The sequence below is a fragment of the Pseudomonas sp. GW821-FHT02H09 genome (genome assembly GCF_059421425.1).
In genome coordinates this window covers 64,717-77,494 of record NZ_JBWKVA010000023.1, presented here as the reverse complement: position 1 = coordinate 77,494, position 12,778 = coordinate 64,717, and the positions used below count along the sequence as shown (strand labels likewise).

Below are 12,778 nucleotides of genomic sequence, written 5' to 3'. Positions count from 1 at the left end.
AAACGAACCGTTAGTGGCCTCTGTGTAAAGTTTGCAAAGTTTATACCCGTGACGCCGGGCGCACAATGCAGCAGACCATAAGCAAAATCAAAGGTTTGCGTTAATTTACAGGTACCGACGGGGTTTGTTTGACGGCGGATGTGACAGCCATGAACACCCTACAGGCCTGCCCGGCAATGAGCCGGGCAGCCTTGGGCGCTTAATCGACAGCGCATCTCAATCAGAATCTTCCACACCACTGTACATGCCAGAATCTTTATACAAATCATGCACATGGCGCACCAGCACCATGATCACCGCTGCCACCGGCAACGCCAGCAGGATCCCGGTGAATCCAAACAGCTCACCGCCAGCCATGATCGCAAAGATCACCGCCACCGGGTGCAAGCCTATCCGGTCCCCGACCAACAACGGCGTTAGCACCATGCCTTCCAACGCCTGACCGACCATGAACACCGCGACAATGCCAATCATCGAATACAGATCACCACCAAACTGAAACAACCCGACGATCAACGCCGCGCCAATCCCGATGACAAACCCCATGTATGGCACGATGGCCGCCAGGCCGGCAATCAGACCGATCAACAGCCCGAGCTCCAGCCCGACCAGCATCAAGCCTGCTGCATAGATCACACCCAAGGCCAGCATCACCAGCAACTGACCGCGAACAAATGCCCCAAGTACTTCGTGGCACTCTCCTGCCAATGACACCGCACGCTCTTCACGATTGCGAGGTAGCAGGCTACGGATCCTGGCCATCATCAGATCCCAGTCCCGAAGGAGGTAGAAACTGACCACCGGGATCAACACCAGGTTAGCCAGCCAGGCGATCAACGCCAGGCCGGAGGCCGTTGCCTGGCTCAGTACCACACCGACAATGTCGGTGGTCTGCCCCATATGCTCACTGATCGCAGCCTTGACCTTGTCGAACTTCCAGAAACCTTCTGCAAGCCCCAGTTTCGACTGCACCCAAGGCATCGCCGTGTGCTGCAACCAATCGAGCATTTGCGGTGCCAGCTCATACAGCCGGAACAACTGCTTGGCCAGCATGGGCACAAGAACCAGCAACAACGTCATGACGATCAAGGTGAATAGCGCGAACACTGCCACCACGCCCCAGGTTCGCGAGAGGCCGAGCTTTTCCAGCCGATCCACCAGAGGGTCGAACAGATAGGCCAGCAGCAGCGCCACCAGGAACGGTGAGAGGATCGGATGCAATAGATACACAAACGCGCACAGCAGGATGACCCCACCCAACCACACCCAACGACGCGTATCAGCCATGAACCACTCCAGCTTGTATATAAGGAAAGAAAAACTTACCAGCGGAAACGCAGTTGCGCGGTTGGTGCCGGAGCACTAACCGGCGCTGCACCTTCGACCGCTGGCTGAGCAGACGCTACCGGCGCCACCGGCACACCCGCGGGAACCTCTTGCAGCTTCGCCAACCCCAATTGCGCTCGCAATTGCTCGGCGCTGCCATTGACCCGATAAATGACTCTGTCACCCTCGACACGCTGCACTTGCGCGCCAAACGGCTCAAGTAAATGCCCAAGCGCCGCGTAGCGCTCCAGGGTCATGCCTTGCACCTCCAGCAGCTGCTCGGTCGACGCTCCCGGCCTGGCGACGAAGCGTGGTGCCAGCTTCTGACTGACGGCCAGCAAAACGGCATCGGCCAGAGCTGCGGTATCGGCGCCCTGCACACTGCCCTGTTCACGCTGATCGCCTAGCCACAGACGCCATTTGGCCTGCCACTGCCCACCCTCCTGACGGGCATGTACCGCCAGCAAGGCGTCAGCGGCGTAGCGTTGCGAAGCTGCATACAGCGGCGCCGGGTCGGTCCCTTCAAGAATCGGTGCGGTGCCGACGATCTGTTCACTCAGATCCCCCAACGGCAAACGCAGTGGCAAACCGCGGTGCTGGGCTGCTCGGCGCAGCGGCTCGGCGCTGGCCTGGCCGTCGCCCATCAGGCTGGAGCCTTCGGTCGAATCGTTCAGCCACCAAATGAGAATCGACGGACGATTGCTACCCCACAATGCCAACCCTGCCTGACGTAATGCGCGATCAGTGCTGACCGGATCGAAATCGACTTTCAGGCTTTCAGGAGGCCCGGCGTCATAGCCGTATTGGCTGATGATCTGCTGCGGATCCTTGCGAATAGCCGCCAGCCCTGGGCCCTGCGCGGCTTTGGCATCACCGGTCAAGCGCAGCACCAGAGTCTCCAAAGCCTTTTGCGTGGCTTGATCGCGCTCTTGCGGGGTCTGACCGCTGACGGGTTCGCGCACTTGATAGAGACCACTAAGGGCTTCGGCATGACTCGCCAGACTGACAAATGACAAACAACCCACAAATAGAATTTTACACAGACGCATGGAAGATTCCCGACGGAAAAAAGCGGCTGGAACAGACCGCATGAACACGATTGAGCAAGGCTGTGACCACACGCCTGCGCAAAACATTCACACGACCAATGGAAGTTTTTGCACTGTCATAACGATAGCTGGTTAAAGGCTATACCTTATACAGCTGCGAGCGAGGCTACCAACACGAGCAATAACGGCTTTTTTTAACGCGATATGTCCCTACCCGTCGGCCCGAGGATGGCCGCTGCCCCTCAAGCCTGATAAAATCGCGCGCCTTCGCAGACCGGCAACAGCTGGGCACCCTGAAATACTCGCGCGGCAATCGCGCATTGGTTTTTTCAGTGGTCTCACTGGACTCGGTCGATATCCCTGAATCCCCCCTAAAGGCCTGGATCATGAGCAAGCAACCCTCCCTGAGCTACAAGGACGCCGGTGTAGACATCGACGCCGGTGAAGCATTGGTCGAACGCATCAAGAGCGTCGCCAAGCGCACTGCGCGCCCGGAAGTCATGGGCGGCCTGGGCGGTTTTGGCGCCCTCTGCGAAATCCCGGCAGGCTACAAACAGCCGGTTCTGGTCTCCGGCACCGACGGTGTCGGCACCAAGCTGCGTCTGGCGTTGAACCTGAATAAACATGACAGCATCGGCATCGACCTGGTCGCCATGTGCGTCAACGATCTGGTGGTGTGCGGCGCAGAACCGCTGTTCTTCCTCGACTATTACGCCACCGGCAAACTGAATGTCGAGACCGCTACCCAGGTCGTGACCGGTATCGGCGCAGGTTGCGAGTTGTCCGGCTGCTCGCTGGTCGGCGGTGAAACCGCTGAAATGCCGGGCATGTACGAAGGTGAAGACTACGACCTGGCCGGTTTCTGCGTCGGCGTCGTGGAAAAATCCGAAATCATCGACGGTTCGAAAGTCGCCGCTGGCGATGCCCTGCTCGCCCTGCCGTCTTCCGGCCCGCACTCCAACGGCTACTCGCTGATCCGCAAGATCATCGAAGTGTCCGGTGCAGACATCGAAAACATCCAGCTCGACGGCAAACCTCTGACCGACCTGCTGATGGCCCCGACCCGTATCTACGTAAAGCCCCTGCTCAAGCTGATCAAAGACACTGGCGCAGTCAAAGCCATGGCCCACATCACCGGTGGCGGCCTGCTCGACAACATCCCGCGCGTTCTGCCTGAAGGCGCTCAGGCCGTGGTCGATGTCGCCAGCTGGCAGCGCCCGGCTGTCTTCGACTGGCTGCAAGAGAAAGGCAACGTTGACGAAGTGGAAATGCACCGCGTGCTGAACTGCGGCGTTGGCATGGTGATCTGCGTGGCTCAGGAGCATGTTGAAACGGCCCTCAACGTACTGCGTGAAGCAGGCGAGCAACCGTGGGTCATCGGCCAGATCGCTGCTGCCGCCGAAGGCGCTGCACAGGTCGAGCTGAAAAACCTCAAGGCTCACTAATGCGCGAGCAGATGCCGACCACCTGTGATGTAGTGGTGCTGCTTTCCGGCACCGGCAGCAACTTGCAGGCTCTGATCGACAACAGTCTGGCCGGGGACAACCCGGTCCGCATCCGCGCGGTGATTTCCAACCGCGCCGACGCCTACGGCCTGCAACGTGCCAGAGAAGCGGGTATCGAAACCCGCTCTCTCGATCACAAGGCTTTCGAAGGTCGTGAGGCCTTCGATGCCGCCTTGATCGAACTGATCGACGCCTTTAAACCCAAGCTCGTCGTCCTTGCCGGATTCATGCGCATCCTCAGTGCCGATTTCGTTCGTCATTACCAGGGCCGCCTGCTGAATATCCACCCATCGCTGCTACCCAAATACAAAGGGTTGAACACTCATCAGCGAGCGCTGGAGGCCGGTGATACCGAGCACGGCTGCAGCGTGCATTTCGTAACCGAGGAACTCGATGGCGGGCCACTGGTCGTACAGGCAGTGATCCCGGTAGAGTTAGACGACTCGCCGCAGAGTCTGGCGCAACGAGTCCACGTCCAGGAGCACCGGATTTACCCGATGGCAGTGCGCTGGTTTGCCGAAGGTCGGTTAACGCTTGGTGAACATGGTGCATTATTGGATGGTCAGTTACTTGCGGCCAGCGGCCACTTGATTCGAATCTAGGAGATTTTATGCGTCGTGCCCTGCTCTTCGCTTGTGCTCTGCTCGCCCTGCCTGTTGTGCAGGCAGCGGACCTTCAACCTTTCTCCGCCAGTTATACCGCCGACTGGAAGCAACTCCCCATGAGCGGTTCGGCCGAACGCAGCCTGTCGAAAAATGCCAACGGCTCCTGGACCTTGAATTTCAAGGCCTCCATGCTGGTCGCCAGCCTGACCGAGGAAAGCACCCTGAAGCTGGACAAGGACGCCTTGCTGCCCCAGTCATATCGCTTCGAACGCGGTGGTCTGGGCAAAGCCAAGAAGGTCAATCTGGACTTCGACTGGACCACCAAGATGGTCACCGGTACTGATCGCGGCGACCCGGTCAAGGTCCCGCTCAACACAGGCATGCTGGACAAGTCCACTTATCAACTGGCCTTGCAGCGCGATGTAGCAGCCGGCAAAAAAAGCATGAGCTATCAGGTGGTCGAAGGTGAAGACACAGACACCTACGACTTCCGCGTGATCGGCTCTGAGAAAGTCCAGACCAAGGCAGGTTCGGTCGATGCGATCAAGGTCGAACGCGTCCGCGACCCGACACAGAACAAGCGCATAACCGAAATGTGGTTCGCCAAGGACTGGGGCTACATTCTGGTAGCCCTGCGTCAGGTCGAGACCGATGGCAAGGAGTACAACATCATGCTCCAGGACGGTACGGTCGACGGCAAGGCTGTCAAAGGCAGCTGATCCGGATCGAAGTGAATAAGCCTCGCGAATGCGGGGCTTTTTTTCGCCTGCAGTTTTTGCAAAGGCCCCGCAGGAGCAGGAGGACGCCTACGATAACAATGCCGTCGGTGATGAAACTTCTGTCAGAAAAGCCGGAGGCCTGCGACCGGATGTCGCGTCTTTCGCGGGCTGCGGGACTGTTTCATTTTTTGCACAAGACCGTTACCAGTCTGAGGTATTTACTTAGCAAGCTAAGAAATAATATAACCAAGGCCTGCAGATGCCTTGCTGCAGATCAACAGAAATTGGAGCCCGCAGATGACTGTAAAAGTAACTGAACGCGACGATTCGCATATGTCCCACGAAGGCCTGGCCGCCGGTATCCGGATCTGGGACGTGCATCAACAAGACATGCTGGTGGGGATGTTCCACTCCGAGAGCGACGCCCACCGCTATAAGGCCGAACTGGAAAACCTGGAACAGCAACGCGACGCCTGATCGATGAAATGACAGGCCTGGAAAACCACAAACCCCGCCAATGAGCGGGGTTTGTCGTCAAGCCGTGGGGCTTACCACATCAGGTCGTCAGGGATCTGGTAGGCCGCGTACGGATCATCCGCATCCACTTCTTCAGTCTGGGTATTGAGCTGAACGATACGACGAGGATCGCGCTCCTGGATCTTCAGCGCCGCCTCACGGGGAATGACTTCATAACCGCCGGCATGGTGGACGATGGCCAACGAACCGCTACTGAGCTTGTTGCGCATCAGGGTGTTGACCGACAGGCGCTTGACCTTTTTGTCGTCGACGAAGTTGTAGTAGTCCTCGGTGGTCAGCTTCGGCAGGCGCGAAACCTCGATCAATTGCTTGATCTGCGCGGCACGGGCTTTCTGCTCGGCCTTTTCCTGCTGCTGACGATTGAGCTCCTGGTCGCGCTTGACCTTCTCGGCCATAGCCTCCTGGGCTGCACGCTGCTGCGAGTCGTCAAGTTCAATCTGACCCTTGTGGGCCAAACGCTGTTGTTTCTGCTTGTCTTTGCCGACCTGTTTGGCCTGCTTTTGGTTGACCAGCCCTGCTTTGAGCAACTGGTCGCGAAGGGAAAGGCTCATGTACTTACTCACTTAGGCAACGGCTCAGCCGCAGCTGGGCAAATTCTTTTCCTGACGTTTGGCTTCGCCCCACAAGGCGTCCAACTCTTCGAGGGTGCAATCTTCTATGGGACGGTGGGTGTCGCGCAATGCCTGTTCGATAAATCGGAAACGTCGCTCGAACTTGATGTTGGCGCCACGCAAGGCAGTTTCCGGATCGACCTTGAGGTGCCGGGCCAGATTCACCACGACAAACAGCAGATCGCCGACTTCATCGGCGATGGCCGCAGCGTCGTTATCGGCCATGGCCTCGAGCACTTCATCGAGCTCCTCACGGACCTTGTCGATCACCGGCAAGGCGTCGGGCCAGTCGAAACCAACCTGAGCCGCACGCTTCTGCAATTTCGCCGCGCGGGATAGCGCAGGCAACGCGCCAGGCACATCATCGAGCAAGGACAACTGCTCCGGGGCATGGGACTTCTCAGCCCGCTCCTCGGCCTTGATCTCTTCCCAACGCTGCTTGACCTGGTCTTCGTCGAGCCGCGGGACATCCAGTGGCGCATAAAGATCGCCGGTCGGAAACACATGGGGGTGACGCCGAATCAATTTGCGGGTGATGCTGTCGACAACGCCATCAAATTCGAAGCGCCCCTCTTCCCGGGCCAACTGACTGTAATAAACCACCTGAAACAACAAATCGCCCAGCTCGCCCTGGAGGTGATCGAAGTCACCGCGCTCGATGGCGTCAGCAACCTCATAGGCCTCTTCCAGGGTGTGGGGCACAATCGTGGCGTAAGTCTGTTTGATATCCCACGGACAGCCGTACTGCGGGTCCCGCAGCCGGCTCATCAGGTGCAACAAGTCTTCAAGTGAATACATCTATAGGTCTCTGCGCAACCTGTAGGAGCGAGCTTGCTCGCGATAGCGGTGTGTCAGGTAAAACTCTATCGCGAGCAAGCTCGCTCCTACAGGGGATCGCATTTCATGGCGTCCGGTTGCGGCGGGTTTCAATGATGTTCGGCAACTGGGAAATTCTCCCGAGCAACCGCCCCAACGCATCCAGCCCCGGAATCTCGATGGTCAAGGACATCAACGCTGTGTTGTTTTCCTTGTTGGAGCGGGTATTGACTGCCAGCACGTTGATCCGCTCGTTGAGCAGCACTTGCGAAACGTCGCGCAGCAAACCAGAGCGGTCATAGGCGCGAATGATGATGTCGACCGGATAGGTCAACACCGGCACCGGGCCCCAACTGACCTGAATGATCCGTTCCGGCTCACGACCGCTCAATTGCAGCACTGATGCACAGTCCTGACGGTGAATGCTGACGCCCCGGCCCTGGGTGATGTAACCGACGATCGCATCCCCCGGAAGCGGCTGGCAGCAGCCGGCCATCTGAGTCATCAGGTTGCCTACGCCCTGGATCTGGATGTCGCCGCGCTTGCCGGGTTTGTAGCCGGTGGCCTTGCGTGGAATCAACTCCAGCTGTTCGTTGCCACGCTCCGGCTCGACCAGTTGCTGGGCCAGGTTGACCAACTGCGCCAGGCGCAAATCGCCAGCCCCCAACGCGGCAAACATGTCCTCGGCGGTTTTCATGTTGGCCTTGTCGGCCAGCTTGTCGAAATCAACCTGAGGCAAGCCCAGACGTCCCAGCTCACGTTCGAGCAAGGTTTTACCGGCGGCTACGTTTTGATCACGAGCCTGTAACTTGAACCAGTGGACGATCTTCGCCCGGGCCCGGGAAGTGGTGATGTAACCCAGGTTCGGGTTCAGCCAGTCGCGGCTCGGCGTGCCGTGCTTGCTGGTGATGATCTCGACCTGCTCACCGGTTTGCAGGCTGTAGTTGAGCGGAACGATGCGCCCGTTGATCTTGGCGCCGCGGCAGTTGTGACCGATCTCGGTGTGCACGCGGTAGGCGAAGTCCAGTGGCGTCGCGCCTTTGGGCAAGTCGATGGCGTGGCCGTCCGGGGTGAAGATGTAAACCCGGTCCGGCTCGATATCGACGCGCAGCTGTTCGGCCAGGCCACCGATATCCCCCAATTCCTCGTGCCACTCGAGCACCTGACGCAGCCAGGAGATTTTCTCTTCGTAGTGATTGGAGCTGGATTTAACGTCGGTGCCTTTGTATCGCCAGTGCGCACAAACACCCAGCTCGGCCTCTTCGTGCATCGCATGGGTACGAATCTGGACTTCCAGCACCTTGCCTTCAGGACCGATAACCGCGGTATGCAACGAGCGATAGCCGTTCTCTTTAGGGTTGGCGATGTAGTCGTCGAACTCTTTCGGGATGTGCCGCCACAGGGTATGGACGATGCCCAGCGCGGTGTAGCAGTCACGCATTTCCGGCACCAGCACTCGAACGGCGCGCACGTCGTAGATCTGGCTGAACTCCAGCCCCTTGCGCTGCATTTTTCGCCAGATCGAATAGATGTGCTTGGCCCGGCCACTGATGTCAGCGTCGACGCCAGTAGCGTGCAGTTCGCTCTGCAATTGGTTCATCACATCGGTGATGAAACGTTCGCGATCGAGGCGACGTTCATGCAGCAACTTGGCGATCTGCTTGTACTGATCGGGCTCCAGGTAACGGAAGGACAAATCCTCCAGCTCCCATTTGATATGCCCGATACCAAGACGGTGAGCCAGGGGCGCGTAGATGTCGAAAACTTCCCGGGCGACCCGGTTGCGCTTTTCGTCATCGGCGGTTTTCACCGCACGAATCGCGCAGGTGCGTTCGGCCAGCTTGATCAGCGCGACGCGAACGTCATCGACCATGGCCACGAGCATCTTGCGAAGGTTTTCGACCTGCCCTTGGGTGCCGAGCACCAATGACTGGCGCGGGCTCAAACTGGCACTGATCGCGGCCATGCGCAGTACGCCGTCGATCAGCTTGGCCACCACCGGACCAAAACGCTGACTGACCACCGGCAACTGGATCTGCCCTTCACGAACACCGCGGTAAAGCACCGCAGCCACCAGCGAATCCTGGTCCAGTTTGAGGTCAGCGAGAATTTCTGCGATTTCCAGACCGGTACGGAAACTCGACATCCCCTCGGCCCAGAGATTCTTCGCCGCATTGTCTTGCTGTTCAGCCTGGCGAGCGAACTCGCAGGCTTCTTTCAAGGCTTCACGGTCCAGCGCCATATCGACACTGACCGCATGATCGAGCCATGCCTCGAGATTGATACTGCCGTCGGTGTTGATCGGCTGGTGTGCTCTCACCTGTACCATCTTGCTTACCTTCCCTACGACGCACATTCAATGCGTCAAAATCGCTGACCTTCGTTGCCAATGGTCCCTCGCTGGGCTGGCGAGGGTCATGCATCAGCGGGCCAGTCGGACCAGACGAACCATCCTAGTTCGCTTCAAATAACGCCATGGCCTCGACATGTGCCGTCTGAGGAAACATATCGAGGATCCCGGCACGTTTTAACCGGTAGCCCTGCTTGATCAACTCAACCGTGTCACGGGCCAGCGTCGCCGGGTTGCATGACACATAAACCAACCGTTCTGCGCCCAGGGTAGCGAGCTTGCGCACTACTTCGAAAGCACCGTCACGAGGTGGGTCCAAGAGTACCGCAGAAAAGCCCTCGCTGGCCCATTTGGCATCAGCCAAAGGCTGGGATAAATCGGCCTGAAAAAACTTCGCGTTATGCACATTATTGCTGGTGGCATTGCCGGCGGCACGTTCGACCATGGTCGACACCCCTTCTACCGCGACCACTTCTTTAACCAGTCGAGCCAATGGCAGAGCAAAGTTACCCAAGCCGCAGAACAGATCGAGGACGCGCTCACTGGACTTCGGCGCCAGCCATTGCAGAGCCTGAGCGACCATCGCTTCATTGACCCCGGCGTTCACCTGGATGAAATCCCCTGGCCGATAAGCCAGTTGCAAATCCCACTGTTCCAGTCGATAACCGAGCTGCTGATCCGGCTCGACCGGTTGCGGCTCGCCTTCGCCGTGTAGCCACAACTGGGCCTCATGGAATGCGCAGAATTCTTTGAGTATCGTCAAATCAGCGTCAGACAGTGGCGACATGTGCCGCAGCAGAAATGCGATGGCCGAACCACTGAACAACTCCACATGGCCCAATGCCTGAGGTTTGCTCAAACGCCGTAGCATCTCCGGCAAGCGTTTCATGATCGGCTGCAAGGGCTGTACCAACACCAGGCAATCATTGATGCCGACGATGTCCTGGCTGGCTGCAGCACGAAAGCCCACTTCGAGCTTTTTCGCCTTGGCATCCCAGCGCACCGCCACCCGGGCGCGACGTCGGTAACCGAATTCCGGCCCGCTCAAGGGAGCGGCCCACTCCTCGGGCTCGACCCCTGCGACCCGCGACAACTGCTCGGCGAGCATGCGCTGTTTCAGGGCAAGTTGTTCGTTGTGGGGCAGATGCTGAACGCTGCAACCGCCGCAGCGCCCGGCGTGGGCGCACGGTGCCGGACGGCGCAGTTCACTGGCCTGCAATACCCGCTCGGTACGTGCTTCGACAACTTTGCCGTGGGCACCCAGGACCCGCGCTTCGACGTCTTCACCGGCCAGAGCGCCGATGACGAACCAGGTGCGACCTTCGAAAAACGCGATACCGCGACCGTCATTAGCCAGGCGTTCAATGCTCAGGCGCTGCTTTTTGCCGGTCGGGACTTGCGCGGCCTTGCTGCCGCCAGTGGGCTGGAAGCGCAGGCCTCTCTCTTGCCTGGCCATCAGTTGGGCGCGTCGAAAATGCCGGTCGACAGGTAACGGTCGCCACGGTCACAAATGATCGCGACCATCACCGCGTTTTCGACTTCCTGGGACAGCCGCAGCATCGCCGCTACAGCACCGCCCGAGGACACACCACAGAAAATACCTTCTTCGCGGGCCAGTCGACGGGTCACGTCTTCGGCTTCGCTTTGGGCCATGTCGACTATCCGGTCGACCCGATCGGCCTGGTAGATCTTCGGCAAGTATTCTTGCGGCCAGCGGCGGATACCGGGAATGGCCGAGCCTTCCATCGGTTGCAGGCCAACGATCTGCACCGCCGGATTCTGTTCCTTCAGGTAGCGCGAAACGCCCATGATGGTGCCGGTGGTGCCCATGGAGCTGATGAAATGGGTGATGCTGCCCTGGGTCTGGCGCCAGATTTCCGGGCCGGTGCCGGTGTAGTGCGCCTCGGGGTTATCAATGTTGGCGAACTGGTCGAGCACCTTGCCGCGACCCTCGGCCTGCATCCGCTCGGCGAGGTCACGAGCGCCTTCCATACCCTCTTCCTGTGTGACCAGAATCAGTTCGGCGCCATAGGCGGTCATTGCTGCCTTGCGCTCGGCACTGGCGTTGCCGGGCATGATCAGGATCATCTTGTAACCCTTGATTGCCGCGGCCATCGCCAAGGCGATCCCGGTATTACCCGAGGTCGCTTCGATCAGCGTATCGCCGGCATGGATCTGCCCACGCAACTCCGCACGGGTGATCATCGACAGCGCCGGACGGTCCTTGACCGAACCCGCTGGGTTATTCCCCTCAAGTTTGAGCAGCAGGGTATTGCTGGTGACGCCGGGCAGGCGTTGCAAACGGACTAGCGGGGTGTTGCCGACGCAATCGGCGATGGTTGGGTACTGCAAGGTCATGGCGTATTCGCAATCCAGACTGCGGGGACGCCTATCATACCGGCAAACGTGCGCGGGCCATATCACGCAAAGTATGGGGCTTATGGCTGAATGCTATAAGCAGCACCTCATCGGCTCGCTCGCAGGCAAGCCTCGCCTCAGAAAACGCGCAAAAACCTGTAGATGCGCGGCTTGCCCGCGAAGACATCGCGATGGCATTTCAAGGCTAACTTGTAGGATGTAGGAAGTTTCCCGCAAGTTGTGGCGGTTTGCATGAACTGTTGCGCTACGGGCTTCATCGATAGTCTATGGGTGTCACCGCACATTCAGTGGCAGGAGCCCCTATGCGGCTCAGGAGTTATCTACTCATGTTGCAAGTGCGGTTCAGGATGCAGCCCTGCCAGCAAAGCTTTTTTATCGTGTGACTGTCGCACTCGATTCGCAGACGGTTGCCGTGTACGGCTATTCGCAGCCCCTGCTGGCCGGGTTGTTAGAAGCCGATATCGTCCAAGACAAGCGTCGTCTCTATGAATGGGTTCTGGAGCCGATCTACTCACTGACGGGCAAGCGCCGGGAGTGAGCAGGATTTAAACACGAATGGCATGGGGCGTTAAAAACATGACAAAAAGGGAACAAGAAGTCCTGCAATCACTTCTGCAAGGCAAAACCAATAAACAAATCGCGTTGTTGCTTGGGATAAGTGATTTCACAGTGCGCGATTATGTGTCTTCAATTCTTCGCAAGAAAGGGGTCGGCTCGAGGGCGGAGCTATTCGCAGCAGAAATGAGAAAAGAAAAGTTCTGAGTCACCCTACGTCTATAGGGTTATAAAAATCGATCAGCCAGACTATTTTTCGCATCACAGAGCAAAAGCCAAACTAGGCAACTCAGACCCTGCCAGCGCATTTAGTATCCAACAAGCGA

The 12,778-nt window shown here is 58.4% G+C and carries 13 protein-coding genes; 6 read left to right on the top strand and 7 right to left on the bottom strand.

Going from position 1 to position 12,778, the window contains the following annotated elements:
* Nucleotides 1–216: 216 nt before the first annotated feature.
* Both AC07VR_RS26080 and AC07VR_RS26075 read right to left on the bottom strand, forming a co-directional pair.
* Entirely contained in the window at nt 217–1,287 is a 1,071-nt protein-coding gene (locus tag AC07VR_RS26080; RefSeq protein WP_494993705.1) for an AI-2E family transporter, read from the bottom strand.
* A gap of 35 nt (nt 1,288–1,322) precedes the next feature.
* Nucleotides 1,323–2,375: a DUF2066 domain-containing protein gene (locus AC07VR_RS26075; RefSeq protein ID WP_495012979.1), complete on the bottom strand. Its 1,053-nt coding sequence runs from the start codon at nt 2,373–2,375 to the stop codon at nt 1,323–1,325.
* Nucleotides 2,376–2,761: 386 nt separating this feature from the next.
* Here AC07VR_RS26075 and purM point away from each other — a divergent pair, with 386 nt between their 5' ends.
* The 4 genes from purM (at nt 2,762) to AC07VR_RS26055 (ending at nt 5,681) form a co-directional block, all read left to right on the top strand.
* On the top strand, nt 2,762–3,820 hold the full coding sequence (gene purM, locus AC07VR_RS26070; RefSeq protein ID WP_494993703.1) for a phosphoribosylformylglycinamidine cyclo-ligase: 1,059 nt from the start codon (nt 2,762–2,764) through the stop codon (nt 3,818–3,820).
* 11 nt (nt 3,821–3,831) lie between these two features.
* The gene (gene purN / locus AC07VR_RS26065; protein WP_494993856.1) at nt 3,832–4,482 is read left to right on the top strand and encodes a phosphoribosylglycinamide formyltransferase; all 651 of its coding nucleotides are present in this window, start codon (nt 3,832–3,834) and stop codon (nt 4,480–4,482) included.
* Nucleotides 4,483–4,490: 8 nt separating this feature from the next.
* Nucleotides 4,491–5,204 carry a DUF3108 domain-containing protein gene (locus AC07VR_RS26060; RefSeq protein WP_494993702.1) on the top strand — a complete coding sequence of 238 codons (714 nt, stop codon included), beginning with the start codon at nt 4,491–4,493 and terminating at the stop codon, nt 5,202–5,204.
* A 297-nt stretch (nt 5,205–5,501) separates the two neighbouring features.
* Nucleotides 5,502–5,681 carry a hypothetical protein gene (locus AC07VR_RS26055; protein ID WP_494993701.1) on the top strand — a complete coding sequence of 60 codons (180 nt, stop codon included), beginning with the start codon at nt 5,502–5,504 and terminating at the stop codon, nt 5,679–5,681.
* A gap of 71 nt (nt 5,682–5,752) precedes the next feature.
* On the opposite strand, the gene AC07VR_RS26050 is transcribed toward AC07VR_RS26055, so the two are convergent.
* The 5 genes from AC07VR_RS26050 to cysM form a co-directional block, all read right to left on the bottom strand.
* Nucleotides 5,753–6,292 (bottom strand): DUF2058 domain-containing protein, encoded by a 540-nt coding sequence (locus AC07VR_RS26050; RefSeq protein ID WP_494993700.1) that lies wholly within the window; start codon nt 6,290–6,292, stop codon nt 5,753–5,755.
* Between the two features lie 24 nt (nt 6,293–6,316).
* Entirely contained in the window at nt 6,317–7,150 is an 834-nt protein-coding gene (mazG, locus tag AC07VR_RS26045) for a nucleoside triphosphate pyrophosphohydrolase (RefSeq protein ID WP_494993699.1), read from the bottom strand.
* A 103-nt stretch (nt 7,151–7,253) separates the two neighbouring features.
* Nucleotides 7,254–9,497: a GTP diphosphokinase gene (relA, locus tag AC07VR_RS26040; RefSeq protein ID WP_494993698.1), complete on the bottom strand. Its 2,244-nt coding sequence runs from the start codon at nt 9,495–9,497 to the stop codon at nt 7,254–7,256.
* A 124-nt stretch (nt 9,498–9,621) separates the two neighbouring features.
* Entirely contained in the window at nt 9,622–10,974 is a 1,353-nt protein-coding gene (rlmD, locus tag AC07VR_RS26035) for a 23S rRNA (uracil(1939)-C(5))-methyltransferase RlmD (protein WP_495012978.1), read from the bottom strand.
* Nucleotides 10,974–11,876 carry a cysteine synthase CysM gene (gene cysM / locus AC07VR_RS26030; RefSeq protein WP_494993696.1) on the bottom strand — a complete coding sequence of 301 codons (903 nt, stop codon included), beginning with the start codon at nt 11,874–11,876 and terminating at the stop codon, nt 10,974–10,976. The genes rlmD and cysM overlap by 1 nt, the downstream gene beginning before the upstream one ends.
* A gap of 400 nt (nt 11,877–12,276) precedes the next feature.
* Between cysM and AC07VR_RS26025 the strand changes: the two genes are divergently transcribed.
* Nucleotides 12,277–12,435 (top strand): hypothetical protein, encoded by a 159-nt coding sequence (locus AC07VR_RS26025; protein WP_495012977.1) that lies wholly within the window; start codon nt 12,277–12,279, stop codon nt 12,433–12,435.
* 17 nt (nt 12,436–12,452) lie between these two features.
* Nucleotides 12,453–12,659, top strand: a complete 207-nt coding sequence (locus AC07VR_RS26020; protein ID WP_494993694.1) for a LuxR C-terminal-related transcriptional regulator — start codon at nt 12,453–12,455, stop codon at nt 12,657–12,659.
* Nucleotides 12,660–12,778: the final 119 nt, after the last annotated feature.